The following is a 25648-nucleotide window of genomic DNA, read 5'->3' on the forward strand; positions in this document are numbered from 1 at the left end:
CAAGCCAGTGCTTTGAATGAAACCAAGAGCTCCCTTGAAACAATGAAGGAATACATGGATGTCCTTGGAAGCATGTTCACCGGTCCGAAAATCGAGATCACTAGCTATCAAAAAGGCTCTATCCTGAAGGATGATACAGAAGACAAAAAAATCAGTAGTAACCTAAACGAATTGGACAAGAAAGTAAACAATCCCGATGAAAACCCGATGATGGTTATGCTGAAGAAATTGAATGAAAAAGAGCGATCGAATGTAGATACGGTTGTGAAGAAAAAGCCGGCCAAAAAAATCAATCAAGACACTGTGACCATCAATGGTAAAGTATACAATACAAATGAATATAAAAAGATCAACTTCGAAAATGCCGAAACTGTCGAGGTCATGCGAGATGGAATGATCTATCGCTTACGAATATTTGATCAAAATAAAGTAAAGATTGAAAGCATCACACCAATGCCTGATGTGAAAGTAGAAGACACCCCATTAAAATTCCTAGATCCAGCGATGGAATTTGCAGGGATAAACGATGCGTTTCGCGCCATTTTCGGGAGAGACCCTGAAACATTTGATGAAACGTCTGTTAAGGATCGTATCTGGTCGGGGATGAGTATAGTTCCTGTCGCGAAGATTAAATATGTATTTACATTACTGAAAGGTGAGAAAAAAGTTAAGAAGGTTACAAAAACACCTTCCTACGGCAAACACTCCGTACCCAAAGGTCCGTATCGAGAAGTAAATGGTTTCCCTGCGAAAGTAAAACCAGGAGCTCAAGAAAAGCATAATCCTGATGCACCTAACTATAAACAAGAAGTTGCAAATGGTAAAACAAAAAGTATCTTCAATGGGGATAATAAAACAGCACAAAAATTACTCGATATGTACGCAGGAACAGGTACTATTTTAAAAAAAGGAAATAGAGAAAGAGTTAATTTCGGTCAAGTAATAGGGAAATACTATAATCAGAAAACTGAAAAATATGAAGCGACTACAAATGGCATTATACATTATAGTAAAGATGGTGCTCACATAGTACCTTCCAGACCTTAAAAAAACAAAAAGGACGAATGTTTATGGGATATGATTCTTTAATAGACACATTAATAACTTATGAAAATGATGACATGGAAATTGAATGGGAAAGTGGACTTAAAGTCATTGCCGAGCTAGACACAGTCTTTGAGACGGATAACGGCGTAGATGATAACGATATTAATTTTATAGAATATGATGCAGCTGTAATTAAAGTGAACAATATTATTTCTCTTCCTAGCAATAATAAAAAAGACAGTTTATATGTTTGGTTAGTAGAAGAGAAAAACTCTTTGGTTGAGATTTCTCTTTATGAAGATACACCAAGTAAAATTTTGGTAGACGATCAAGTGATATGGGACATAGACAGCGAGGAATAGAAAAAGAAAGCCCTTCTAACGGTAGAGGTGATATTATGTGGTACGAAAATTTAGAGGGAAATTTCTTTGTAAAAAGTCTATATAGCGAGGTTCCTAAATTAGAAAACATACGTATTGAAGGGATTTTTATTAAAGAGGAAGGAAGAAAAGTAACTTTGTATTTTGATATGCCATTTTATGCGGAAAGCCCACCAAAAAAATGGTCTAACTTAGGCTACAATGCAATTGCTCTTGAAGTAGATTTTTTCGATATTCATTCTCTGGAAATAAAAACATTGTCAGATACATATAGAGGAAGCATTGAGATACATAAGAATGAACAAGATTTAGTTGAGATCAATATCACAGGAGAGGTTACAGCAAGAATACAAGCAGATATCGGCTTGATTCAATCAATAAATGGTTATATTAATGGAGCTTTAGAAAAAGAGGAAGGATAGCCCATGCACCTTATTCAAGTTATATTAAATGATGAATGTTGCTACCCTCATGGAGTATCAAATAAAAAGACAAAACTCACATAAACATAAAAACAACCATTTATAGGAAGTGGATATACATGGGGTACGATTCATTAATTCGAACATTAATAGATTATGAAAAAAGTGATATGATACTAGAATGGAACAGTGGTTTTAGAATTATCGGTAAACTAGATACAGTTTTTGAAACAGACAATAGATTAGAAGATGACGATGTAAATTATATCGAATACCATGCAGCTGGATTTAAAGTGAATAAAATATTGGCTCATCCCGCTAACAATGGAGGTAGGATTTATGAATGGTTGAGAGAAGGAAATGCTTTCACTGAAATTTCCCTTTATTATGATCCACCAAAAGCAGTATATTTACCAGACGGTCAAAAAATATGGGAATTGGACAGTGATAAATAACAGAGGAATATCAAAAAAAAGCCCCTCCAATAAGGAAGGGCCTTTTCATTTTACTTTTGTTTTACCTGAACATATTTTGAAGTAGCTGTAATATAAAGAACTGAACTAAGCTTCTCACCCTATCCTTTGTGATATGGGAAAACTATAGCCCATTTCTCTTAATATTTTTTTGAAAATACTAACATCAGTGTAAGTTATCTCACTAACAAACACATAATACGCACTCTCACTCACTTCCAATATCGGTTCTATAGAATAGTCTTTAACATGTATAAAATTTAATGCTTTTCTTATATCATTTATAAAATCGGACTCATTCTTATTAGGTTTATTTATTACATGAAATCGTCTATGAATAGTGTTGTTATCAAAAACCGGACTATTGATTGTTCTTGAATAACCACTTGCGTTTAAAGCCTTTTTTACTACCTGTTCTAATTCCTCTATCTTATTATACATATTAAATTCTTCTTCAGTTGAATTAGCTTTTAAGTTATTAGCAATGATATTTTCTTTCTGGGCTCTATAAATTGGGTTATCTGGGTTAGATTCCACAATGGCGCTTTTTACATATTTTTCAAAAGTGATCTTAACGTCTAATACACCATGCATATCATCTGTGTAAAAGATTGTTCTTTCATCATATAAATCAAAAGGAAGTCTTGTTCCTATTTCACACAAACTGACTAATGGCTTTCTCGCTGCATGTCTTACAGCAATTTCGTACATAACATTGGGATTCAACCCTGTTAAGTTTGCTATTACAAGTTCGTCTTCTAACAATCTGGTTATTATCTGTTTGTTAATCGAACCGAGTTCGCTAATTTCATGAGCAGCATCAGCCTCATAACCTAATTCAAATAATACAGGTTTTATTACAGCTTTATAAATTCCCTCAGCTGATCTTCTAATTGGACTATTATCCTCACCAATAGGCATAATAACAAATGCCTTTTTCATTTTTTGAACTTCTTCTATTTCCTCTTTTTTCTTTGTCAATCAATGCCCCTCCTTATAATTACCATAAAATTATAAACAATAATTCTATATTTATCCACATTATCCACCAATTCACCATATCTAATATTGTGTCTAACTTAGGAAATCACTGAATCCCTTACTCCTCTTACTTTCCATCCATTTCCTTAAAACAGGTTGCACATTTTCTCGTTATGGTTAGTTGATGAAAATGATCTCAAAAAAGCTCACGGTTAAGATCAAGTATCTAACCCTATACACCTAATTCAATTTGATATATGCTTAGAATCCCATTCTCAAAATATAAATACTTCTTCTTTAGTCATACCAAGAAAAACACTTTGAGGATTACTTGAAAACAGACAAGGACACTTTACAGCAATTAGAAAAAGCACCGCCCACTCAGACAGTGCTTCTTAATGATCAAATTTAACCAATAATTCAATTAAATTTCTCAACATTAATCGTTGAATTTTTTTGTAACGGAAATATGACTTCTTGTTCCTTATAAATGTTTACTGAAATTAACTCATAATCAGGAATTTCCGATTTCATAGCCTCTATAAATCCCTTAATATTTATTCCAGGGTTATCCTTAGTAGCTTTTGCCGTAATAATAGTATAAGGTGACGAAGATTCCTCTTTAAACCAGTATATATCCTCTAGGTCTTCTGCTAATGTCCATGAAACATAGTGATTATGATAATTAATTTTTTTGTGATCTTTATGAACCCTTCTTAATTCTCCAGTATATAGTAAATATTTCGCAAACTCTTTCGCAGTGTTGTCTTCACTGTTCTCCCATACGTGTAGTTGTTGTATTAAATCTTTCCAGTTCACATCTGTTTTGTTTAAATCACTCCTACAATATCCCTCTTTAGAGTGATTAACCCATTTTTTAAATAACTGCTCCACTTTTTCCATTTTCCCATCCTTATTTTTAAATCCATTATCTATTGCATAATACAATATTACAACCTTTTTTCAATCATGCTGCGCCAACATTACACCAAAAACACGCCAGTTTTACGCCAATAAAAATTACCCAGCAGGATGCTATTTCAAAAGTTCTATTAATTTATTTTTTTTTCTGGATCAAGCATATGATTAGTTTCAAGCCATGCTCGCATTAATATATACATGCCGTCTGTGTTTACACCGATTCTTTTTTCGTCGCCTTGTTTATTAAGAATATCCACGTTTCCATTATCTTGTACTATTGTAAAAAAAGGTTTTTCCGCTTATTGCGATTGCTCAAATGATTTTTGTGCCACATTTTATCCCCTCCCTCCTTCTTTGCTCTTGTTTTTTCCTCGTCAATTTGAGGGATATCTAAATTCATTTGATTCATTTGTTCGTTTGGTTTTTTATCTTTTCTTTTAGTCATCCCGTTCACTCCTTTTATTTTCTGCGTAATGCCCCGCCTTTGGCTCTTTTCAGTCTTTGCATATTTGGTCGCCATGAGTTCTCTTAAACCTCTGTCAGTGAGCTTCTGTGTGTTCTTTTTCGGCTTTTCTTTCTTCATCGTGCTGCTAATTTCCGACAAATAAAAACAGACACCAATCACCACCCTTAAAAGGTGTTGATCAGTGTCCGCAGGTTCTCCGTCTTGGACTTATTTAATTGCCTCTAGAAAATGTAATCTAAATCATCGTCATTTCGTCATAGTTACTTTTTATAAAAATAAAACAATCTATTTTATCATTAGACTCAAAAAAGGTTTCGTCTGTTCTGTCGTCATATACTTTATACGTAATTCCGATACCTCTTAATGTTTTCTATTACTCTCAAATATTATCAAATTACACAAAAGGAAAATGTTAACAAATCGTTCACAAGGAATAAAAATCCTTTTATTGAATCAATTATGTGTACCACAAAATATATTAATAAGAGGAGTGTTTTAAAATGAAATTAGTCAAAGTTTTAACTGGGACAGCTTTATCACTTTCTTTATTGGTATCAGCAGTACCTGCTTTTGCAGCAACGTCAGATACACCTAGTTCAAAGGCAATTTCTAGAATTTGCGAAATGAGAGAAGACTTTGGGGAATTTTCATCAAGAAACGCTGTTCCTAACGTAGTCTGGGACATCTACGGAAACAAATGGTATCTAAAAGGTGTTTCCTCTTGGAATGGCGTATGGACTGGAAAATATGAACGTTGTTATTAATAATTGAAAGGGGGATTCCCCCTTTCTTTTTTTGTTCAATTCCCTCTTATATAATTCGTTAACTCCCCTGGTATTTCTTGTGACTATTTTGCCTAATAGAGTGATTTAAAAGTCTTTATCCATGTCCCCCTTCCTCATATCAAGCTAACCTCTATTCCCAGAACCATTTCTTTATCATTCGTTAAATCCCCAAGCACTTCTTCAACTGGTATTATTTTGTTATACCAACTTTGCGGCTTTACTTTGGGGCTGCGTATAGATCCGGTACTTCTTTGATGTTCTCCGCAAGTTCTTCCCCTTCATCATCAGCGACGGTATCAGTGTAGATTTTCATAGCATTTTCTTTCTGTTCTATTAGCATCCGGTATTTCCTCCTAAGCCACTAGGCTGTTTAATTTCCTACTAATCCAGCAACAATAAAGATCCCAATGAACACGACTATGATAAAGATGTCAGGCCAGTGTGACGCACGCTTTGTCATGACCACGTTACCCTTGATCACGAGATCATTGTTTTTGCGTACCAACATTAGCACATCATTTGCGCCGACACCGTTTGGACGTCCCTTGATTTTCCCGCGCTTGCTGTAATCAATCATCAGCAACAGCACTTCCTCTTCCGGCCGGCAAAACAGCTCGGACATTTCTCTCAAAGACCTGCCTTCATACCAGTAATCTAAGAACCTTTTAAGCCCAACAATCGACCATTCAAAATTGAAATCTTCTAAAATGATTCTAGTGACACTCATTTAACAATTTCCTTATGTTTTGGCTAAATAATAATTAGGCTTGTCCTTTTAAAAAAGGTGAAACAAAATGTTTCAAGCCTCTTTTATTTTTTTGTTCTCCTCTTTTTTTACTGGTGTGTAATAAGGTGCGACAGCCTCGGTAAAAAGCTTTTCCCTGTCTTCTGTTCCAAAGAAAACCTCTCCGAGAAACAAATTGCTTTTTTTCTTTTTCTTTTTCTTTTTTTGAGCCATAAAATCACCTCGAAACATAATATGCAATGTGGACAGTAGGACTAACCATTAAAAAACATTAGTTATTTTTAAATTCAGCAGTTTGAGGTTTGATGATTAAAATTCTTATCACCTTTCCTGACAGGGATTAATTTATTCAAAAAAGCTTGGCTTTTAAACGAAAATCGGAATAAACTTAAAAGGACTAAAAAATAAACAAAACCCTAATCTATCTATAAGACGTCTTGCTGGGGAAATAGATTAGAAAAGGAGGTCATCCATTGTCAAAAGGGCTAATTCATCATATTGAAATATATGTTTCTGATTTAAAAAGTTCAATCAACTTTTGGGGTTGGTTTTTAGAGGAATTAGGATATGAGTCTTTTCAATCGTGGGAAAGTGGACATAGTTGGAAAATTGGAGAGACATATATTGTATTCGTACAAGCGAAAGAACGGTTTATGGACATACCTTACCATAGATGCCGAGTAGGCCTAAACCATTTGGCGTTTCATGCGGATTCCCGTCAACAAGTAGACGATATGACAAGAAAGTTAAAAAGCAAAGGTGTTAAAATCCTTTATACTGATAAGCATCCCTTTTCAGGAGGGGAAAAACATTACGCTGTTTATTTTGAAGATCCAGATAGAATTAAGGTTGAATTGGTAGCTCCTTAATCTCTATATTTTTGAAGTCATTTATTATGTAGTCCTTAACATTCAAGAAGTTGTGTAGTTCGTTATACTTGAACGCCTTTTTAAATTCTTTTCGTCGTATGGTCAAGAAATCCACAAACAATACGAAAACAGCCAAACTGTATAACCTTTCCCCTTTCAAGGAGCTGTAATATAGACTGTTTGCAATAGGTATGCTTAGCATTCGAAATATGATTCCGAACAGTCTTTTCGCTAATAAAAAGCTCGTTTGCGATTTCTTTTGTTGTTTTGTCTTGGACGAGCAATTCAAATACTTCTCTTTCTCTTTTGGTTAATAGCGGCTTGGATTGAAACTCTTTCTCCTTCAAGTATTGTAACCCTCCTTGCTAAGGTGAGAGCTCTAGTCTCTATAGAATGGGATTCTGTATAGTCGAGATATCATATGCCGTGTACATCAGGTAGGTGACGTTAATATCCAGAATTTCAGCATATGAGCGTCCAATTTTTGATGCCAAGATTCAATAAAAAAAGACGAGTCTCATGTAGAGACACCGCCTTTTGATCATGTCATTAAAAGATGGAAATAGCTCCTGTTAAGACAGCAATCAGTGTCGTAAACAAGGCTGTTAACACGGTCCATAAAAGTGCGTACTTTTGCAATTCGCCTATATCAATATTTAACATACTGACGAGTAATAAAGTTGAAGCGACTAGTGGACTTAGTAAATGAACAGGCTGTCCTATGATCGAGGCTCGGGCAATTTCGACCGGTTCGATGCCGTAAGCTGCACCCGCTTCTGCTAAAATAGGCAAGACCCCGAAATAGTAAGCATCATTTGAAAGGACAAATGTAAACGGCATACTCGTCAAGGCAACAATAAGCGGGAAGAATGAGCTGTATGAATCAGGAATTAAGTAAATCACTAAATGAGCAATCGCCTCCACCATTTTCGTTCCTGAAAAGATACCTGTGAAGATACCTGCTGCAAACACAAGAGTAATAACGGTTAACGCATTACCTGCATGCGATAGCATTCTTTCACGCTGATCCTCAATTTTTGGATAGTTGACCATCAGTGCGATGACAAATCCAATTAAAAAGAGAACAGGGATCGGTATAATATCTAAGACAAGTGTGACCATGACAGCAATCGTTAGGAAGAAATTGATCCAAATCAGCTTTGGCCTTTTGATATCCTCAATGCCATCTTCTAACGATGCAGCTAATTCAGGCGAAATCGTTGTCTCTTTGTTATGCTGTATTTCAGCAATCCCAATTCGCTTTCGCTCTTTTTTTCCAAGGACATACGCAGTAAAAAGAATAAAAAGTCCGCCCCCGATCATCGTTGGGAGTAACGGTATAAAAAATGTTGCTGCATCTAAACCAAGGGCTGCGATCGCACGCGTAGCTGGACCGCCCCAAGGCGTCATGCCGCTCATAATCCCTAATGATAATAATGAAATCGTCCCTAAAACAAGCGGATTCATGCCAATTCTTAAAAATAACGGAAGCATTGCGGAGACTGTAATCATGTAAGTCGTTGTCCCATCCCCATCAAGTGCAACAAGCATAGACAAAATCGCTACCCCAAAAGCAATTTTGACTGGATCCCCTTTTACCATTCGGAGAATTAATTTAATGAGTGGATCAAATAACCCCGCATCAAGCATCACGCCAAAGAACAAAATCGCAAATAGCAATAAGGCAGCAGATGGTGCCACAATCTTAATGCCATCAAGCATCATGTCCCCTAATCCTTTGTTAAATCCACCGATTAATGCAAATACGATCGGAACAACAGTTAAAGCAACCACCGGATGCATCCGTTTCGTCATAATGAGAAAGGTAAAAACTACGACCATCAAGATCCCTAAAATAGCTAGCACTACTTATCCCTCCATCCTCTTTCTCGCATGATCATCAAGTGCCCCCTTGCACTTGCGATCAACATGTTAGCGCTTTCTATTTCAAGGATATAATAGCTTTTTTTATAATGAAAATATTGATTTTTTCGTATATTCAATAAATTTCTTTTATAATCAACCTTGCTGACTTCTTAAAAACTCAATAAACGCTTTTACAACTGACAAATGGAGTGAATCTGGCTGGTACATGAGCCACGTATCTCTTAAAACAGGCTGTCCATCTTTATACGAAAGACCTTTCACAAATAACTCATCACTTGGTCTAAGACAAATTTCCGGGACAATGGCATAACCTAAACCATGTTTCACCATTTCTTTAGACGTATCTTGCCGATCTGTTTCCATTGTAACAAGTGGCGGCATCGTAAACGTTTCTTGCCACCATCTATTAATCAATCGTTTTAATGAACTGTCCGTATGATAATCGATGAGTGGCAGCTTCGGGAGGTCCTTTAGTTGTATTTCAGATTTTGAGATGATGCAGAGCCGCTCTTTATCAAGTAGAAAACGCTCACCCTTCCAATCATAATCTCCCCTTAATATCCCTAAGTGAACACTTGATGTCCCTAACAAATCCATGACTTTTGTGCTCCAGCCGGTGTTTACCATAAATTGAACGTGCGGATATTGTTTGGAAAAACCCCTTAGAATCTCGGGTAATTTGTACTGGGCAAAGTTACTTGAGACCCCTAATCGGATCGTTCCCTTGACCATTTTTTGCATATTGAGCATGCCGTCTTTCGTTTGTTGCAGTTGTTTTAGCATATCATTTGCGTATTCTGCCAAATACTCCCCTTCAGACGTAAATTCAATTCCTCTTTTTCTTTTAAAGAATAGTTTCATATCAAATTCTTCTTCAAGCTGTTTCAGCCGGTAGCTTAAGGCTGGTTGAGAGACAAATAACTTTTCAGCAGCTTTCGTAATGTTTTTTTCCTCATAGAGTACTTGTAGAAATCGCCAGTCTTTCTCGTCCATTGTCAGTCCTCCTCTTTCCCTATAATAAAAATCTTTTATTGATTCCTCTTAAAATAATGTATTTAACTTATTTCTTATTATACTTTACCATTTTGGTTAGATAAATCTTTAATTAAAACAATTGAGGGTGAGAGCAATGAGAAAGGTTCCAATCACAATCATGCGAGGCGGTACAAGTAAAGGGGTATTCATCCAAGCAAACGACACACCATATGAGAAAAAAGAGCTCGAGTCATTTCTTTTAGACATCATGGGCAGTCCTGATCGACTGCAAATTGATGGCATTGGTGGCGGCAACTCTTTAACAAGCAAAGTAGCCATTATTGAAAAAGCCACCCGATCAGATGTTGATGTGAACTATACATTTGCACAAGTGAGCATTCACGAGAATTATGTTGACTTTAAAGGAAACTGCGGCAATATTTCATCAGCTGTTGGACCATACGCGATTATTAAAGGTCTTGTCTCAGCCGTTGAACCGATCACCACCGTACGTATCCTAAATACCAATACGAATAAAATCATTGTTGCTGAAGTAGAAGTAGAAAATGGCATGGTCAAATTTGAAGGTTCTGCAGAAATCCCTGGTGTAAACGGGACGGGCTCTCCCATTTATTTATCCTTCGAGAAACCTGAAGGTGCTGTTACAGGTCAAACCTTCCCAACAGGGAAAAGGGTTGATATGATTCAAACGAAGTTTGGAGAGATTCCGATATCGATCGTTGACATAGCGAACCCGATTGCCTTTATACATGCTAAGGATATCCGCTTAAAGGGCACAGAATTACCGGACGAGTTCACACCACAGTTACTCTCTGATATGGAAGACATTCGATCCACTGCGGCTGAAATGTGTCAATTTGCGCCAAAAAAGCTGGCGACCTCACAGTCTCCAGCTGTTCCAAAGCTTGCAATCATTAGCGAGCCTCAGGATTACTTAGATTCGAACGGAATCATGAGACAGGCAGAGGATATGGATATCATGGTGCGGATGTTGTCGATGCAAAAGCCTCATCAAGCCCTTGCCATTACCGGCGCTGTCTGTTTGTCCGCTAGCTGCTTTCTCGATCAAACACTTCCGGCACAGCTTAATCACAGCCACCATCAAACACTTCGCATCGGACATCCTGCTGGCATTATGCAGACAGAAGTAGAGATGGCACACAATCGAGTAAAAGTATTACGAACAGCTAGGGAAATTCTCGACGGGATGGTCTTTACAAAACACGACTATATGATTCATGCTCATATTAAAAGAGAAGCGTAAAGCAGACGACGGATTCGTCTGCTTTTACTTTTGGAGAGGGGCATCAATATCTCCGGCAGAATGAGCTTTCACATAACCGGTTTCCTCTTTTAATTGCAGATGTCCATGACGATTGACTCCGCAGCAAATGCCTTCTTCCCACGTTTGTTTTTCGCGATCTAAGGAAATTCTCAGCGGTTGATTGAGACGATATAATCGTTTGTTATAGAGCGCAGTTAAGGCTTCAAACCCTTCCATTTGCCAGCGTGTATAGTATTTTTGAAATGCTACCGTCAAGTGATCGACAAGCTGATCTGCACTGACATCTGTCAGCTCTGATAAACAAATGGTTTTGTACGGGACATGTTCAGGCTTCGTTTTGACATTGATGCCAACACCTATATAAATAGCGCTGCGATCCGCTTCAATCAATGTACCCGATACCTTTGCTTCATTTACCAACATATCATTTGGCCACTTAATCGCTAACCGATCCGTTTCCTTCATGAGTGGTAATAGAACATCATAGATGGCAAGTGCTGTCATCGGAGCAATGGTTGACTGTGTTGAGAGGTCTTGCGGCTGCTTAATGGCCATCGTGACAGCGACATTCCCAGCCGGTGTCTGCCACGGTCTACCTAACCTGCCCCTTCCTTCTGTCTGCTGTTTTGCATAGACGGCAAACGGCAGCTCTTCTCCTTGTTGAATGAGCCTTTTCGCTTCGTTATTTGTACTATCAATGACGTCATATTGAAAAATCCTCATAAGTTCTCCTTTTGTTTCTCATATTATGATCTTTTCATTATAACAAATCGAAGCATGCACGTTTGACCGGATTAATTTCGCTGTGCTTGGAAGGTTTCTTTTTCACCTTCTGTAAATGGCACAGGGGCACCCGTTTTTTGACTGATTTGAACCATTGTGACAGAGCCTGTAAAACATGGTTCCTGATGTTCATTTTCACCTAAGTAATGCAGGATCAGAGAACTCGATCCTACTTTTTCAGGCTTTACATATACACGTAATCTCTCGCCAATCTCTACCTGCTTGATATAATCACACTGCAAATTTGCCACGACCGTGATCGTTTCTTTCACACGCTTCATTCGTTTATCAACAAGCCCCGTTTTTTGAAAAAAGGCGATTCGTGCTTCTTCAAAATACACAAAAGGTGTCACATTGTTCATGTGACCAAACATATCTGTTTCAGAAAACCGAACCGTCGTTTCCACATAAAATCGAAATGATGCTCTCCATTCTTCAAACGGCTCCTCAATATAGGACGGCACTCTCATTTGATCAGCTCCTTTTTCAATCAAAAAGCGCCTCTCCCGTATGGAAGAGGCGCTTACGTTTGCATTCAGCCTCTTGAACACATAAATCATAATAGGCAAAGAGGACTGAATGGCATGTTATTCTGCTTGATCGCTTCCGAAGAAGTTACGGAAAGCTTGTAGTGTTGTATCTCGGTTAAGTGCTGCAATTGATGTTGTCAGCGGGATGCCTTTCGGGCAAGCCTGCACACAGTTTTGAGAGTTCCCACAGTTGGCAAGACCACCATCTCCCATAATTTCTTCTAGACGGTCTGACTTATTCATCGCACCTGTCGGATGTGCGTTAAATAGACGAACTTGTGAGAGCGGTGCAGGACCCATAAAGGATGACTTATCATTGACGTTTGGACAAGCTTCTAGGCAGACACCACATGTCATACACTTTGAAAGCTCATATGCCCATTGACGTTTTTTCTCAGGCATTCTTGGCCCTGGTCCAAGATCGTATGTGCCATCGATCGGTACCCATGCTTTGACTTTTTTCAAGGAATTAAACATGCGGCTTCTATCAACCTGCAAGTCTCTGACAACCGGGAATGTCTTCATTGGCTGAAGACGGATCGGTTGATCTAACTTGTCAATCAGTGCCGTACATGATTGGCGAGGCTGTCCATTAATCACCATGGAACAAGCTCCACATACCTCTTCAAGACAGTTCATGTCCCAGTTGATGGCCGTTGTTTTTTCACCTTTTTTGTTGACCGGGTTACGTCTAATTTCCATGAGTGCGGAAATGACGTTCATATTTGGGCGGTAAGGGATTTCGAATTCCTCATCATAAGGTTTTCCATCTGCTGTATCTTGACGTGTGATAATGAATTGGATCATGTTTTTTTCACTCATCTTATTTCTCCACCTTTTTCTTCGAGTAATCTCGTTTACGAGGTGCAATTAACGATACATCGACGTCCTCATAGTGGAAGGCAGGCTTCTCATTTTTTCCTTTGAACGTAGCCATCGTTGTTTTTAGGAAGTCCTCATCATTTCTCTCTGGGAATTCCGGTTTATAGTGTGCGCCTCGGCTCTCATTACGGTTGTATGCGCCGATTGTAATCACTCTAGCCAACTGAAGCATGTTGTCAAGCTGGCGTGTAAAGGTTGCGCCTTGGTTGCTCCATGTAGCTGTATCATTGATATTGATGCGCTTGTAGCGCTCCATCAATTCTTCAATTTTCTGATCTGTTTTGATTAGCTTGTCATTGTAACGAACCACTGTGACGTTATCCGTCATCCATTCGCCAAGCTCTTTGTGAAGCACGTACGCATTTTCAGTTCCATCCATACTGAGGATGTTGTTCCATTTCTCCTGCTCTTTCTTCACTGCGCTGTCATATGTTGCAGAAGATAAGTCTTCCGCAGACTTTTCAAGACCGTTAATGTACTTCACTGCATTTGGTCCTGCGACCATTCCGCCGTAAATCGCTGAAAGTAAGGAGTTCGCACCAAGTCTGTTTCCGCCGTGCATAGAATAATCACACTCACCAGCTGCAAACAGGCCTTTGATGTTGGTCATTTGCTCATAATCAACCCATAGTCCGCCCATTGAGTAATGAACAGCAGGGAAGATTTTCATCGGAAGCTTACGCGGGTCATCTCCCATGAATTTTTCATAGATTTCAATGATTCCACCAAGCTTAATATCAAGTTCTTTTGGATCTTTGTGAGAAAGGTCAAGGTATACCATGTTTTCTCCATTGATTCCAAGCTTTTGCTCGACACAGACATCGAAGATTTCACGTGTTGCAATGTCACGCGGTACAAGGTTCCCGTATGCTGGGTATTTTTCTTCAAGGAAGTACCAAGGCTTCCCGTCTTTATAAGTCCAAACACGTCCACCTTCACCACGAGCCGATTCACTCATGAGACGAAGTTTGTCATCTCCTGGGATCGCAGTCGGATGGATTTGAATGAATTCACCATTTGCATAGTGAACCCCTTGCTGATAGACGATGGAAGCTGCTGATCCTGTATTGATCATCGAGTTCGTCGATTTTCCAAATACAATTCCAGGCCCGCCTGTTGCCATGATGACAGCATCTGAACGGAAAGATTCAATTTCCATTGTCGTCAGATCTTGCGCTACGATGCCTCGGCACACTTCTTCGTCATCTAGAACCGCACCTAAGAATTCCCAGCCTTCATATTTCGTCACAAGTCCTGCTACTTCATAGCGGCGAACCTGTTCATCAAGTGCGTATAGTAACTGCTGACCAGTCGTTGCACCAGCAAATGCAGTACGATGGTGCTGTGTTCCCCCGAAGCGTCGGAAGTCCAATAATCCTTCTGGTGTTCTATTAAACATAACACCCATACGATCAAGTAAATGGATAATGGATGGCGCCGCTTCACACATTGCTTTTACTGGCGGCTGGTTTGCTAAGAAATCTCCGCCATAGACTGTGTCATCAAAATGCTCATAAGGTGAATCTCCTTCACCTTTTGTATTAACCGCTCCGTTAATGCCACCCTGTGCACACACAGAATGCGAACGTTTCACAGGTACGATTGAAAATAGTTTAACAGCTGTTCCCGCTTCTGCTGCTTTGATGGTTGCCATGAGACCAGCTAATCCGCCTCCGACAACGATGATGCTAGAATTACTCATTGTAGCCCCTCTCCCTCTTCTACTAATCTATTTCCTCTTAAACAAAAGCGAAAATTGCTCTTAGCCCTACATATGAAAGCGCTATAAATATACCTAATGTCACATATGTGGAAATTCGTTGTGAGCGTGGTGAAACTGTAATTCCCCAGCTGACAGCAAATGACCACAAGCCATTAGCAAAGTGGAAAATAGTAGATAAAACGCCGACAATATAGAAACCTAGCATAAATGGAGAACTTAAAATATTCGCCATCATGTCATAGTTTACTTCTGCTCCAAGCTGAGCTTGAATTCTTGTTTCCCATACATGCCAAGACACAAAAATCAATGTGATGATACCAGTAACCCTTTGCAGCCTGAACAACCAGTTTCTTAAATAACTGAAACGAGATGTGTTATTTTGCGCTGTAAAGGCAATGTACACCCCATAAACAGCATGATAAATCAGTGGTAAGAAAATCACGAACAGCTCGAGTGCATATCTGAATGGAAGCTGTTCCATAAAGTGTGCAGCTTTGTTAAACGCCTCTGGTCCATTTGTCGCAAAGTGGTTAACGACTAAGTGCTGAACTAAAAATAGACCGACCGGAATGACGCCAAGCAAAGAATGCAATCTCCGATAAAAAAATTCTTTGTTCCCCGACATTACTTTACCCCCTAGTAAGAAAAGTGCAATTGCTTGAAAATTGTCTTACCCCCGCTTCTTTCAAATATAAGCACTTTATTCAAATTTATTGACAATTTCATTTTACTCCTATGTCAAAAAAGCGTCAAGAAACCGCGTACATAAATTAAAATTTTCCGAAATTTTAAACGTTTTAAATCAAAATTCGTTTTCTTACAATAAGAATTTCTGAACCTTCTATGGAAAACGCTGTTATCATATGCCCACATGAGCTATAATAAATTGTTGAAAGAGGGGAGCCGTACAATGAATAAATTCGAATCTAACTTAGAACAGCTAAAAGAAATAGAAGTCAATGGTTTTGCCTACGAGCTGATACGCGAAGTTCTGCTGCCTGACATTCTTGGTCAAGATCATTCATCTATGATGTATTTTGCGGGTAAGTTACTTGCTCGTAAATTTCCTCTAGAGTCATGGGAGAAAATCCCCGAATTTTTCCATGATGCCGGATGGGGAACTCTCACGATGGTCCATACTAAAAAACAGGAAATTGAGTTTGAGCTCGAAGGTCCACTCGTATCGAATCGACTCACTTATCAAAAAGAGCCATGCTTTCAAATGGAAGCAGGTTTTATCGCTGAACAGATTCAGCTTCTAAATGAACATATTGCTGAATCTTACGAACAAGTCAAAAAGCGTGCGGATAAAGTCATCTTAACTGTGAAATGGGATTTAAGAGACCCTAGCTAACAGGTTCTTATAAAGGGCGAGGATGACCTTCAGTCACGCCTTTTTGGCATACCTCTCTATCATAGCATAATTGAGTAGGGGTAAACCGATACAAAAAGCATCCCTTGCTCCAGGTGCTCTTGATACACCATAAAAACAGGTGCATTCTCCGCGTGAGATGCACCTGTTTTTCTTCTTTTAAGAGTGAGTAGCTGCACTTACTTTCGATAATTCAAAGGCATCATGAAGTGCTTCGACCGCTTTTACCATATCATCACGGCCTACAACTGTTGATACTTTAATTTCAGATGTACTCACCATTTTCACTTGGATGTCTTTTTCAGCTAAAACAGCGAACATTTCAGCAGCAACACCTGGGTTGGAGACCATACCAGAGCCAACGATGGATACTTTGGCTAATTTGTTTTCTGTCTCAATTTGTTCATAGCCAAGCGCCCCTTTATATTCTTCTAACACTTCCACTGTTTTAGACAAATCGTCCGTTTTGACAGAGAACGAGATCGATGTTTGATTGGTGCTTGTGACGGACTGAATGATGATATCGACATTGATATTTTGCTTAGCAAGCGTCGTAAAAATCGTCGATAAGGTCGTCAAACCACTTGAAAGGCCGCACACTGTCACACGTGTTATTTGATCTTCAAATGCAATACCTCTTACGACTAAATTTTGTTCCATGGATGATTCCTCCTCAATTAACGTACCAGCTTCATATTCAATACTAGATCGAACTTCTAACGGAATTTGATAATTTTTCGCAAACTCGACCGCCCTTGGATGCAAGACACCTGCTCCTAAGTTCGCTAGTTCCAGCATCTCATCGTATGAAATGCCTTCCAGCTTGCGTGCTGTGGACACATAACGGGGATCGGTTGTAAACACGCCCGGTACGTCTGTGTAAATATCACATTTATCAGCTTTCAATGCAGCAGCGATAGCGACTGCCGTCGTGTCAGAACCACCCCGACCTAGCGTTGTAATATGTAGATCATCTGCAATCCCTTGGAAACCTGCCACCACAACAATTTTCCCTGCGCTTAATTGTTCCTTTATTCTCGACTCATCAATGTCCACGATTCTCGCATTTCCATGCACTTTCTCCGTTTTCACTCCAGCCTGCCAGCCTGTAAAGGAAATCGCATCATATCCCTTTGCTTGTAGTGCCATTGTTAATAAGGAAATGGTCACTTGCTCCCCAGTCGTAAGCAGCATATCCATTTCTCTTTTGCTTGGTTCATCGGTTAGTTCTTTGGCTAGGTCAACAAGAACATCGGTTGATTTACCCATGGCGGATACCACCACGACCACATCATGTCCTGCCTTGCGTTCATTGATGACTCTCTCTGCCACATGACGAATTTTTTCTGTTGTGCCTACTGATGTTCCGCCGAATTTTTGTACTATAAGTCCCATGTCTATCACCCTTTTCAAAAGTTCACGTGTGAGAGAAGAGGCAAGATATGTTCCTAGAGACTGTTTTCTCACTGCAAATAAAAAAAGCAATGAGAGAACGAATCTCCCATTGCTTTGAAATCAACATCTAAAGATGCAAAAACAATGAGATAGCTCTCCAAGAAACAGATTCTTGACAGCCCTACATTTATTCAATGTACAGCCAGCAAATAAAATGAGTGGATTTTATTCACTTCGGCGACGCTCCCCTTTCCGCCCTCTTCATAGATCCCATCGATCTCTGAAGGCGTACTATTGAAGTTCGCACCTCTATCTTCAACAAACAACACGTTCATGATTAAATTAGTCACATCTTATCAGACTTTCAGAAAAAGTACAATCTATTTTTTCAATACCTCTACTAACCGTTCAGCCGTTTGTTTCGGAATACCAGCTTCTTGGAAGTCTTGAACAGAGGCTTCTTTCATTTTTTTCACCGATCCAAAGTGCTTGAGCAGCTGTTTTTTTCGTTTTTCTCCGATGCCTGGAACATCATCTAAAATGGATTGGAATGCGTTTTTTCCGCGAAGCTGCCTGTGAAAGCTAATAGCAAATCGGTGGACTTCGTCTTGAATACGCTGCAATAAATAAAAGGCCTGACTGTTACGTTCAAGTGCCACGATTTCAAGTGTATCGCCCAGCATGAGATTCGATGTCCGGTGTTTTTCATCTTTCACAAGCCCTGCGACTGGCACAGACAGATTCAGCTCATTTTCAAGAACGTCTATTGCCGCGTTAATTTGTCCTTTTCCTCCGTCAATTAAAATTAAGTCTGGTAGCGGGAGCTGATCCTTTAGCACACGTGTGTAACGTCTTCTGATCACTTCACGCATTGATGCATAATCATCAGGTCCTGCGACTGTTTTAATTTTATATTTTCGATATTCTTTCTTATATGGCTTACCGTCTTGAAAGACAACCATGGCAGAAACCGGGTCTGCGCCCTGTATGTTCGAGTTGTCAAATGCCTCAATCCTGTAAGGCGTGTAGATATTCAGCGCCCCCCCAAGTTGATTCACCGCACCAATGGTTCGCTCTTCATCACGCTCAATGAGTGAAAACTTTTCCTTGAGGGCAATTTTGGCATTTTGATGTGCAAGCAAAAGCAAATCTTTTTTCTTGCCTTTTTTCGGCTGGTGAACGTTTGTCTCAAGCAATTGCTCAATCATCTCTTGATCCACACTATCTGGCACCAAGATTTCTTTCGGTAGAAAATGATTGTTTTTTGCATAAAATTGCCCCATAAATGTGAGAAACTCTTCCTCTGGATCTTGATACATCGGGAACAAACTCACATCCCGTTCAATCAATTTCCCCTGTCTGATGAAAAAGACTTGGACACACATCCAGCCCTTATCATAGGCATAGGCAAACACATCTCGATCCAATAAGTCACTCATTGTCATCTTCTGCTTTTCCATCGTTGAGTCAATATAGGCAATTTGATCTCTTAGTTCTTTTGCCCGTTCAAATTCTAATTGTTCGGCCGCTTCTTGCATTTTTTCGGTTAATTCTTTCTTGATTTGTTGATGACCACCATTTAAAAACCTTGTGATTTCGTCCACGAGCTGTTTATTCGTTTCTTCAGAGATGTCATACACGCATGGCGCGAGACATTGTCCAAGATGATAATAAAGGCAGACGCGGTCAGGAAGGGTTGCACATTTTCTCAGTGGATATAAGCGGTCGAGCAGCTTTTTTGTTTCTCTTGCTGCTTGTACGTTCGGATACGGACCAAAGTATTTTCCTTTATCCTTTTTTACATTGCGGGTCACGATCAGTTTTGGGTGACGTTCATTTGTGATTTTAATAAATGGGTACGTCTTGTCATCCTTGAGCATGACATTGTATTTTGGATCGTATTTCTTTATTAAATTCAGTTCTAATATGAGTGCCTCAATATTTGAAGACGTGACAATGTATTCAAAGTCTTCAATTTCACTGACGAGTCGCTGCGTTTTGGCATCATGTGACCCAGTGAAATAGGAACGCACCCTATTTTTTAAAACCTTTGCCTTCCCAACATAAATGACCGTATTTTGTCTATCTTTCATTAAGTAACAGCCTGGTTGATCAGGCAAGACTGACAGTTTTTCTTTGATCAATTTGTTCATCTATTCATCCGTCCTTGTTTTGCTCTTTCACTCCTTCTAGTGTATCACGAACGTTTGTTTTATACCATGTGAAAGAAAAGCGGCTCTCGTCTATACGAGAACCGCTTTTTAGGTACAAATCCGATGTTCATCGGTATGATTTAGAGATGTTTATTCACAAGTTCAGCAAGTGCTTCTTTTGGTTTGAAACCAACAGACGTCTCGACAACTTCTCCGTCTTTTAAAACAAGAAGAGTTGGGATGCTCATCACGCCATATTTACCAGCTGTTTCTTGGTTATCGTCTACATCAATTTTTACAATTTTCATTTTATCGCCCATTTCTTGATCAAGTTCTTCAAGAACTGGAGCAATCATTTTACAAGGTCCACACCATGGTGCCCAAAAGTCTGCAAGAACAACACCTTCTGCAGTTTCTTGTGAAAATGTTGCGTCAGTAGCTTTTACGATTGCCATTATTCATTCCTCCAATGTAAATTATGCTTTTTAGTATAGCATCTACTAATGCGACTTGCGAATGAAATGCTTACAAATCATTTTTTGATCAAATGTGCCAAAATTGAACGAGAACTTCGCACAAAAGATCTTTCGTCAACATCGGTCATCCCTCACTTTTTATCCCTTTATGGACTATGATGCCCCAACAATCATTTCATCAAACATATGGCACTGTTAGCATGACAACAGACATTGGTGGAAGCTGAACGGTCAATTCACCTTTTTGGACAGTGAATTGCTGAAATTCTGCCGGTTGCACAAGATGAGGTGCATCAAATGTGTTATGTGCATTCATACGGTCAGCTGTAAGCACCGTACCGGTCACATTCGTTTCTGTCCCTATACCGTCAACCGTCAGTGAAAGCGATGCTGTTTCATGTGGATGTAGATGACAAAAACTAATATGCATTTCGCTAGATGAACGTGAGGCGGAGACACTGACCTGCGGCATTTTTTCACCTCGTCTTTCGTATGGAGACGAGACAAAGTCCACCTCAAGGGCTTCTTCTTCTTGATGCACTTGAAACATGTGAAATACATGGTACGTCGGCGTTAAAATCATTTGATCATCCTTCGTTAACACCATGGCTTGCAAGACGTTTATCGTTTGGGCAATATTCGCCATATAAATTCTCTCGCAATGACGGTGGAAGATGTGGAAATGCAAGGCACACACAAGGGCATCTCTCAATGTATTTTGCTGATACAAAAACCCGGGATTTGTACCTGGTTCAGGATCATACCACGTTCCCCATTCATCAATGATCATTCCGATTCGCTTTTGTGGGTCATACTGATCCATTATGTCTCCATGTGCCTTGATTAACTGTTCCATCTCATATGCTTTTTTCAACGTGATAAACCATTCGTCCTCATTAAATTCAGTTGCAGACCCCTTTTTCTCCCATGTGCCAGGGACGGTATAATAATGCAAACTGAGTCCATCCATCCAAGGTGCGGCTCGCTCCATTAATACTTTTGTCCAATTCACGTCATTGGAATTTGCTCCACAGGCGATTTTGTAAATCTGGTTTCCAGCAAACTGTCGCACATACGTTTGATATCGTTTATATAAATCTGCATAGTATTCAGGGGTCATGTTTCCACCACAGCCCCAGCTTTCATTGCCCACTCCAACGTATTTTAATTTCCAAGGCTCCTTTTTGCCGTTTCGTATGCGCCAATCGGACATAGGGGTTCCCTTAGGAAATGTGATATATTCTATCCAGTCAGCCAATTCTTGAACAGAACCACTTCCAACATTCCCGCAAATATACGGTTCACATTCAAGCAACTCACACAATTTCATAAATTCATGCGTACCAAACGCATTTGATTCCACCGTACCTCCCCAATGCGTATTGACCATCGGTTTGCGTTCATTTAAATCCCCCACGCCATTTGCCCAGTGGTATTCATCCGCAAAACAGCCTCCCGGCCATCGAAGTACAGGGATATGTAATGCCTGAAGCGCCTTTAGCACATCGGTTCGAATGCCTTCTACATTTGGAATTTCCGAATCTTTTCCAACCCAAATCCCGTCATAAATTCCTCTTCCCAAATGTTCTTGAAAATGCCCATAAATATGTTTCGAAATACGCCCAATCACTTCATTGACCTTGATTGTTCCTTTCACTTACAATCGCTCCTTTTCATCCATGACATACAAAAAAACCCAGAATACCTAGGCATTCTGAGTCTATGAGCGTTACGAGTGGATATTCATCTTTTTTAGTTCTTCATTTAAAAGCGGTACGACTTCAAATAGATCCCCAACGATTCCATAGTCCGCAATTTTAAAGATGTCGGCTTCTGGATCTTTATTGATTGCCACGATCACTTTACTATTAGACATTCCAGCTAGATGCTGAATCGCCCCTGAAATTCCACACGCAATGTAAAGATCAGGTGTGACAACCTTACCGGTTTGACCAATTTGGAGCGCATAATCACAGTAGTCCGCATCACAGGCGCCCCGCGAAGCACCAACTGCTGCACCTAAGGTTTCGGCAAGTTCTTTCAATGGTTCAAAACCTTCCTTGCTCTTCACCCCTCGCCCTCCAGCGACGATGACCTTTGCTTCAGACAGGTCTACACCTTCTGATGTTTTTTTAATGACTTCTTTGACGATGGTTCGCAAATTCTGTATGTCCACAGAAACGGGTATAATGTCTCCGCCACGAGAGGCATCTCGCTCAAGCGGTGTGACGTTGTTCGGGCGGATTGTTGCCATCAGTAAGCGATCTGTCGAAATGACGTGTTCAAAGGCTTTTCCTGAATAAATTGGTCTTGTGAAGACGAGTTGCTCTCCGGTAACGCTTACATCAATTGCATCTGAAATCAAACCCGTTTGTGAGCGAGCTGCCATTTTCGGTGACAGGTCTTTCCCTATAGACGTATGACCAAAGAGTACTGCATCCGGCTCGACCTGATCGATAATGGCTTGAAGAGCCTGCGCGAAACCATCTGACGTGTAATATGAAAGATGCGGATGTTCCACAATCATGACATGATCTGCTCCATAGTAAAGCAGCTCGCTTGCTTGATCTTTGACGTCATCCCCTATCAAGACGCCAATTACCTCACCGCCATCTGCCATTTTTCGAGCGGCAGCAATCGCTTCAAATGTCACATTTCTTAATGTACCGTCACGACTTTCTCCAAGTACCACAACTTTTTTACTCATCTTCTCAAACTCCCCCTTGTTCTCGTGATATCGTAACGTCGATGTTAGATGACTTTGGCTTCATTTCTCAATAAATCGGTCAGCTCCTTGACCTGATCTTGAAGATCACCATTTAGCACCTTGCCACCTTCTTTTTTCTCCGGTAAGAAACGGTCAATTGTTTTGATTTTATACGGAACATCGTCTTCATCCAGATCTAAATCATCTAATTCTAATTCTTCTAAAGGCTTTTTCTTCGCCTTCATAATGCCTGGAAGAGATGGATAGCGTGGTTCATTTAGTCCTTGTTGCGCTGTGACAACAAGTGGAAGCTTAGTGGAAATGACTTCAACGTCTCCTTCAGCATCTCGTTCAATGGAAGCAGCGTCGCCTTCTATTTGAATACGCGTAATGGTCGTGACATATGGAAAGCCTAGTAATTCGGCAAGACGCGGAGCTACTTGTCCAGAGCCTCCGTCAATGGCGACATTTCCAGCCAAGATCAATGACGCATCTTTGTCCTTTAAATAGTGATATAAAATCGTGGAAGCTGAAAATTGATCCCATTCCTCTAAATCGTCCTCCACATTGATCAACACAGCTTGGTCACAACCCATCGCAAGCGCTGTTCTCAGCTGTTTCTCAGCATCCTCGTGACCAACTGTGACAACCGTCACTTCTCCCCCATGTTCATCTCGAAGCTGGATCGCTTCTTCAATTGCATACTCGTCATAAGGATTGATAATGAACTCCGCCCCATCTTCTTGAATAGCACCAGACTGAATAGAAATCTTTTCTTCCGTGTCAAACGTACGCTTCATCAAAACAAAAATATTCATTCATTTCTCCCCCTTGTGTCGTCGTACTGATTCGTTACTCCCCTTTAATTCGGTTTCCGCTTTTCAATAAAGGCTTGAATGCCTTCTTTGGCATCATTTGATTGGAATACCTCACCAAACCTTTTGGCTTCTAGCTTCATTCCACCATCATATGAGTAGACCTTTGCAGCATTCAATAGCTCTAGTACATACTCAAGCGATTTAGGGCTTTTTGTAGCAAATTTCGTCGCCAGTGTTTTGGCTTCTTTCAAAGCTTCTTCCTCTGTTTCCACAAGCTTTGAAACGAGACCACAAGCAAATGCTTCTTCCCCAGTAATCGGTTCAGCTGTTCCCATCATTTCAAGTGCTTTTGCCGCACCAACATAGCGGGGTAGCCTTTGGGTTCCACCGAATCCTGGAATAATGCCAAGAGTTAGTTCAGGGAGCCCAAGCTTTGCATCTTTTGTGGCAATTCGGATATCACAAGACATGGCGAGCTCAAGACCTCCACCTAAAGCAGCTCCGTGAATGGAAGCTATGACAGGCTTTGGACATTGTTCGATTCGTTCGAATACTTGCTGTCCGCGGTCTGCAAGAGCTGCATAATCCGACTCCTCCTGTAATGTCGTAAATTCCTTAATATCAGCACCTGCTGAAAAGAATCTACCTTCACCATGTATCACAATGGCTCGCACTTCATCATTTTGTTCAAGCTGTTCAAACATATCATGAAGCTCCATAAGTAATTGGGAGGATAGTGCGTTTGCAGGTGGATGTTGTATCGTGATAAGCGCTGTCTGTCCTTCATGATGTACACTCAGTATTTTTTCCATGTCAATCACCCTTTTTTAACTGATCTTTCAGTTTGATGGATACCATTTAAAAGAAGATCATGTACGTTTTCTGCAAGTGCAGCTAGGTCATACTTTTGATCATTCATCACCCATGTTGTGGCGGTTTCGTCTATCGTGCCAAATACCATTTGTCTCGCTAGGCGGACATCGAGATCTTGCTTGAATTCTCCTGTTTTCTTTCCTTCAGTTAAAATGGCATCGAGCATATTTAAATACCCTTTGAGCACCTCATTGATTCTCTGCCGCAGCTCAAGGTTCGATTGCCTTAGTTCAAGCTGTGTCACAAGCGCTAAATGATGATCTTGGGACAACAGCCGGAAATGCTCTTGGATGAGCAGGAGGAGCTTGTCTTTAGGAGACGGTTTCTGTTGAATTTCCGTTTCCATCCGTTCAATGAACTGTCCCATTTTTTCTTTAAACAAAGAGATCAGAATATCTTCTTTGTTTTTGAAATAAAGATAAATGGTTCCGTCCGCTACCCCTGCTTGCTTCGCAATCTTAGAAACTTGAGATTGATGATAGCCATTTTCAGCAATCACCACAACTGCTGCATCAATAATTTGCATGTACTTCGGTCTTTTCTGCTTCAATGTGCTTCGTTCCCTTCTGAATTGAATGAGCATTCATTCATAACTTTATGTTAAAAAGAAACGAGTCATTTGTCAAGTCATGTTCTTCTTTCTTTTCGATCTCTAGCATAACAAAGGAACTAGTGACAA

The 25648-nt window shown here is 39.9% G+C and carries 28 protein-coding genes, 1 pseudogene and 1 riboswitch; of the genes and pseudogenes, 8 read left to right on the forward strand and 21 right to left on the reverse strand.

What is annotated here, in order from left to right; all coding sequences use genetic code 11:
- The 4 genes from AB1K80_RS15875 to AB1K80_RS15890 form a co-directional block, all read left to right on the forward strand.
- Positions 1-1047, forward strand: a 1047-nt coding sequence (locus AB1K80_RS15875; protein ID WP_412857799.1) for a polymorphic toxin type 50 domain-containing protein, incomplete at its 5' end; no start/stop codon positions are given.
- A gap of 23 nt (positions 1048-1070) precedes the next feature.
- On the forward strand, positions 1071-1409 hold the full coding sequence (locus AB1K80_RS15880) for a hypothetical protein (protein WP_412857800.1): 339 nt from the start codon (positions 1071-1073) through the stop codon (positions 1407-1409).
- On the forward strand, positions 1385-1849 hold the full coding sequence (locus AB1K80_RS15885) for an Imm50 family immunity protein (RefSeq protein ID WP_412857801.1): 465 nt from the start codon (positions 1385-1387) through the stop codon (positions 1847-1849). Before AB1K80_RS15880 ends, AB1K80_RS15885 begins: the two co-directional genes overlap by 25 nt.
- Positions 1850-1968: 119 nt before the next feature.
- Positions 1969-2304, forward strand: coding sequence for a hypothetical protein (locus AB1K80_RS15890; RefSeq protein ID WP_412857802.1), 336 nt, complete (start codon positions 1969-1971; stop codon positions 2302-2304).
- Positions 2305-2418: 114 nt separating this feature from the next.
- On the opposite strand, the gene AB1K80_RS15895 is transcribed toward AB1K80_RS15890, so the two are convergent.
- From AB1K80_RS15895 to AB1K80_RS15905, 3 genes are all read right to left on the reverse strand, one after another.
- Positions 2419-3303: a hypothetical protein gene (locus tag AB1K80_RS15895; protein ID WP_412857804.1), complete on the reverse strand. Its 885-nt coding sequence runs from the start codon at positions 3301-3303 to the stop codon at positions 2419-2421.
- A 420-nt stretch (positions 3304-3723) separates the two neighbouring features.
- A complete protein-coding gene (locus AB1K80_RS15900; protein WP_412857805.1) occupies positions 3724-4206 on the reverse strand; it encodes a hypothetical protein in 483 nt (160 codons plus the stop codon).
- Positions 4207-4498: 292 nt separating this feature from the next.
- Positions 4499-4669: a hypothetical protein gene (locus tag AB1K80_RS15905; protein WP_412857806.1), complete on the reverse strand. Its 171-nt coding sequence runs from the start codon at positions 4667-4669 to the stop codon at positions 4499-4501.
- A gap of 521 nt (positions 4670-5190) precedes the next feature.
- On the opposite strand from AB1K80_RS15905, the gene AB1K80_RS15910 reads away from it, so the two are divergent.
- Complete coding sequence (locus AB1K80_RS15910) at positions 5191-5454, forward strand: hypothetical protein (protein WP_412857807.1); 264 nt, start codon at positions 5191-5193, stop codon at positions 5452-5454.
- Between the two features lie 238 nt (positions 5455-5692).
- On the opposite strand, the gene AB1K80_RS15915 is transcribed toward AB1K80_RS15910, so the two are convergent.
- Both AB1K80_RS15915 and AB1K80_RS15920 read right to left on the reverse strand, forming a co-directional pair.
- A complete protein-coding gene (locus AB1K80_RS15915; protein ID WP_412857809.1) occupies positions 5693-5815 on the reverse strand; it encodes a hypothetical protein in 123 nt (40 codons plus the stop codon).
- A 30-nt stretch (positions 5816-5845) separates the two neighbouring features.
- Positions 5846-6202: a hypothetical protein gene (locus tag AB1K80_RS15920; RefSeq protein WP_412857811.1), complete on the reverse strand. Its 357-nt coding sequence runs from the start codon at positions 6200-6202 to the stop codon at positions 5846-5848.
- Positions 6203-6693: 491 nt separating this feature from the next.
- Between AB1K80_RS15920 and AB1K80_RS15925 the strand changes: the two genes are divergently transcribed.
- Entirely contained in the window at positions 6694-7089 is a 396-nt protein-coding gene (locus tag AB1K80_RS15925; protein ID WP_412857813.1) for a VOC family protein, read from the forward strand.
- Between the two features lie 143 nt (positions 7090-7232).
- Here AB1K80_RS15925 and AB1K80_RS15930 read toward each other — a convergent pair.
- From AB1K80_RS15930 to AB1K80_RS15940, 3 genes and pseudogenes are all read right to left on the reverse strand, one after another.
- Positions 7233-7436 (reverse strand): annotated as a pseudogene (locus AB1K80_RS15930) (helix-turn-helix domain-containing protein); the annotation flags it as partial.
- Between the two features lie 202 nt (positions 7437-7638).
- Positions 7639-8955, reverse strand: coding sequence for a CitMHS family transporter (locus AB1K80_RS15935; protein ID WP_412857814.1), 1317 nt, complete (start codon positions 8953-8955; stop codon positions 7639-7641).
- Positions 8956-9108: 153 nt separating this feature from the next.
- Positions 9109-9969 (reverse strand): LysR family transcriptional regulator, encoded by an 861-nt coding sequence (locus AB1K80_RS15940; protein ID WP_412857816.1) that lies wholly within the window; start codon positions 9967-9969, stop codon positions 9109-9111.
- Between the two features lie 136 nt (positions 9970-10105).
- Here AB1K80_RS15940 and AB1K80_RS15945 point away from each other — a divergent pair, with 136 nt between their 5' ends.
- Positions 10106-11236 carry a 2-methylaconitate cis-trans isomerase PrpF family protein gene (locus AB1K80_RS15945; RefSeq protein ID WP_412857818.1) on the forward strand — a complete coding sequence of 377 codons (1131 nt, stop codon included), beginning with the start codon at positions 10106-10108 and terminating at the stop codon, positions 11234-11236.
- Positions 11237-11260: 24 nt separating this feature from the next.
- Here the strand turns inward: AB1K80_RS15945 and AB1K80_RS15950 are convergent, their stop codons facing one another.
- The 5 genes from AB1K80_RS15950 to AB1K80_RS15970 form a co-directional block, all read right to left on the reverse strand.
- Complete coding sequence (locus AB1K80_RS15950; protein ID WP_412857819.1) at positions 11261-11980, reverse strand: biotin--[acetyl-CoA-carboxylase] ligase; 720 nt, start codon at positions 11978-11980, stop codon at positions 11261-11263.
- A 71-nt stretch (positions 11981-12051) separates the two neighbouring features.
- Positions 12052-12510 (reverse strand): acyl-CoA thioesterase, encoded by a 459-nt coding sequence (locus tag AB1K80_RS15955; RefSeq protein WP_412857854.1) that lies wholly within the window; start codon positions 12508-12510, stop codon positions 12052-12054.
- 117 nt (positions 12511-12627) lie between these two features.
- Positions 12628-13392, reverse strand: coding sequence for a succinate dehydrogenase iron-sulfur subunit (gene sdhB / locus AB1K80_RS15960; protein ID WP_412857821.1), 765 nt, complete (start codon positions 13390-13392; stop codon positions 12628-12630).
- A gap of 1 nt (position 13393) precedes the next feature.
- Positions 13394-15154 carry a succinate dehydrogenase flavoprotein subunit gene (gene sdhA, locus AB1K80_RS15965; RefSeq protein ID WP_412857823.1) on the reverse strand — a complete coding sequence of 587 codons (1761 nt, stop codon included), beginning with the start codon at positions 15152-15154 and terminating at the stop codon, positions 13394-13396.
- A gap of 37 nt (positions 15155-15191) precedes the next feature.
- Positions 15192-15800 (reverse strand): succinate dehydrogenase cytochrome b558 subunit, encoded by a 609-nt coding sequence (locus tag AB1K80_RS15970; RefSeq protein WP_412857825.1) that lies wholly within the window; start codon positions 15798-15800, stop codon positions 15192-15194.
- A gap of 285 nt (positions 15801-16085) precedes the next feature.
- Here AB1K80_RS15970 and AB1K80_RS15975 point away from each other — a divergent pair, with 285 nt between their 5' ends.
- Positions 16086-16529, forward strand: coding sequence for a YslB family protein (locus AB1K80_RS15975; RefSeq protein WP_412857826.1), 444 nt, complete (start codon positions 16086-16088; stop codon positions 16527-16529).
- Between the two features lie 177 nt (positions 16530-16706).
- Here AB1K80_RS15975 and AB1K80_RS15980 read toward each other — a convergent pair whose 3' ends face one another.
- From AB1K80_RS15980 to AB1K80_RS16015, 8 genes are all read right to left on the reverse strand, one after another.
- Positions 16707-17942 carry an aspartate kinase gene (locus AB1K80_RS15980; protein ID WP_412857828.1) on the reverse strand — a complete coding sequence of 412 codons (1236 nt, stop codon included), beginning with the start codon at positions 17940-17942 and terminating at the stop codon, positions 16707-16709.
- 142 nt (positions 17943-18084) lie between these two features.
- Positions 18085-18262: riboswitch (Lysine riboswitch) on the reverse strand.
- A gap of 60 nt (positions 18263-18322) precedes the next feature.
- A complete protein-coding gene (gene uvrC / locus AB1K80_RS15985; protein WP_412857829.1) occupies positions 18323-20095 on the reverse strand; it encodes an excinuclease ABC subunit UvrC in 1773 nt (590 codons plus the stop codon).
- 140 nt (positions 20096-20235) lie between these two features.
- Positions 20236-20550: a thioredoxin gene (trxA, locus tag AB1K80_RS15990; protein WP_007501629.1), complete on the reverse strand. Its 315-nt coding sequence runs from the start codon at positions 20548-20550 to the stop codon at positions 20236-20238.
- 199 nt (positions 20551-20749) lie between these two features.
- The gene (locus tag AB1K80_RS15995) at positions 20750-22228 is read right to left on the reverse strand and encodes an alpha-N-arabinofuranosidase (protein ID WP_412857830.1); all 1479 of its coding nucleotides are present in this window, start codon (positions 22226-22228) and stop codon (positions 20750-20752) included.
- Between the two features lie 72 nt (positions 22229-22300).
- On the reverse strand, positions 22301-23278 hold the full coding sequence (locus AB1K80_RS16000; RefSeq protein ID WP_412857831.1) for an electron transfer flavoprotein subunit alpha/FixB family protein: 978 nt from the start codon (positions 23276-23278) through the stop codon (positions 22301-22303).
- A gap of 44 nt (positions 23279-23322) precedes the next feature.
- Positions 23323-24096: an electron transfer flavoprotein subunit beta/FixA family protein gene (locus AB1K80_RS16005; protein ID WP_412857832.1), complete on the reverse strand. Its 774-nt coding sequence runs from the start codon at positions 24094-24096 to the stop codon at positions 23323-23325.
- A 44-nt stretch (positions 24097-24140) separates the two neighbouring features.
- Positions 24141-24908 (reverse strand): enoyl-CoA hydratase, encoded by a 768-nt coding sequence (locus tag AB1K80_RS16010; RefSeq protein ID WP_412857833.1) that lies wholly within the window; start codon positions 24906-24908, stop codon positions 24141-24143.
- A gap of 5 nt (positions 24909-24913) precedes the next feature.
- The gene (locus AB1K80_RS16015; protein ID WP_412857834.1) at positions 24914-25519 is read right to left on the reverse strand and encodes a TetR/AcrR family transcriptional regulator; all 606 of its coding nucleotides are present in this window, start codon (positions 25517-25519) and stop codon (positions 24914-24916) included.
- Positions 25520-25648: the final 129 nt, after the last annotated feature.

This window comes from Bacillus sp. 179-C3.3 HS (genome assembly GCF_047229225.1).
Classification (GTDB): Bacteria; Bacillota; Bacilli; order Bacillales; family Bacillaceae; genus Bacillus.

Coding starts and splice junctions, on each gene's coding strand:
- AB1K80_RS15880 (WP_412857800.1), top strand. CDS start 1,071: ATGGGATATGATTCTTTAATAGACACATTAATAACTTATGAAAATGAT.
- AB1K80_RS15885 (WP_412857801.1), top strand. CDS start 1,385: ATGGGACATAGACAGCGAGGAATAGAAAAAGAAAGCCCTTCTAACGGT.
- AB1K80_RS15890 (WP_412857802.1), top strand. CDS start 1,969: ATGGGGTACGATTCATTAATTCGAACATTAATAGATTATGAAAAAAGT.
- AB1K80_RS15900 (WP_412857805.1), bottom strand. CDS start 4,206: ATGGAAAAAGTGGAGCAGTTATTTAAAAAATGGGTTAATCACTCTAAA.
- AB1K80_RS15905 (WP_412857806.1), bottom strand. CDS start 4,669: ATGACTAAAAGAAAAGATAAAAAACCAAACGAACAAATGAATCAAATG.
- AB1K80_RS15910 (WP_412857807.1), top strand. CDS start 5,191: ATGAAATTAGTCAAAGTTTTAACTGGGACAGCTTTATCACTTTCTTTA.
- AB1K80_RS15915 (WP_412857809.1), bottom strand. CDS start 5,815: ATGCTAATAGAACAGAAAGAAAATGCTATGAAAATCTACACTGATACC.
- AB1K80_RS15920 (WP_412857811.1), bottom strand. CDS start 6,202: ATGAGTGTCACTAGAATCATTTTAGAAGATTTCAATTTTGAATGGTCG.
- AB1K80_RS15940 (WP_412857816.1), bottom strand. CDS start 9,969: ATGGACGAGAAAGACTGGCGATTTCTACAAGTACTCTATGAGGAAAAA.
- AB1K80_RS15945 (WP_412857818.1), top strand. CDS start 10,106: ATGAGAAAGGTTCCAATCACAATCATGCGAGGCGGTACAAGTAAAGGG.
- AB1K80_RS15950 (WP_412857819.1), bottom strand. CDS start 11,980: ATGAGGATTTTTCAATATGACGTCATTGATAGTACAAATAACGAAGCG.
- AB1K80_RS15955 (WP_412857854.1), bottom strand. CDS start 12,510: ATGAGAGTGCCGTCCTATATTGAGGAGCCGTTTGAAGAATGGAGAGCA.
- sdhB (WP_412857821.1), bottom strand. CDS start 13,392: ATGAGTGAAAAAAACATGATCCAATTCATTATCACACGTCAAGATACA.
- sdhA (WP_412857823.1), bottom strand. CDS start 15,154: ATGAGTAATTCTAGCATCATCGTTGTCGGAGGCGGATTAGCTGGTCTC.
- AB1K80_RS15970 (WP_412857825.1), bottom strand. CDS start 15,800: ATGTCGGGGAACAAAGAATTTTTTTATCGGAGATTGCATTCTTTGCTT.
- AB1K80_RS15975 (WP_412857826.1), top strand. CDS start 16,086: ATGAATAAATTCGAATCTAACTTAGAACAGCTAAAAGAAATAGAAGTC.
- AB1K80_RS15980 (WP_412857828.1), bottom strand. CDS start 17,942: ATGGGACTTATAGTACAAAAATTCGGCGGAACATCAGTAGGCACAACA.
- uvrC (WP_412857829.1), bottom strand. CDS start 20,095: ATGAACAAATTGATCAAAGAAAAACTGTCAGTCTTGCCTGATCAACCA.
- trxA (WP_007501629.1), bottom strand. CDS start 20,550: ATGGCAATCGTAAAAGCTACTGACGCAACATTTTCACAAGAAACTGCA.
- AB1K80_RS16000 (WP_412857831.1), bottom strand. CDS start 23,278: ATGAGTAAAAAAGTTGTGGTACTTGGAGAAAGTCGTGACGGTACATTA.
- AB1K80_RS16005 (WP_412857832.1), bottom strand. CDS start 24,096: ATGAATATTTTTGTTTTGATGAAGCGTACGTTTGACACGGAAGAAAAG.
- AB1K80_RS16010 (WP_412857833.1), bottom strand. CDS start 24,908: ATGGAAAAAATACTGAGTGTACATCATGAAGGACAGACAGCGCTTATC.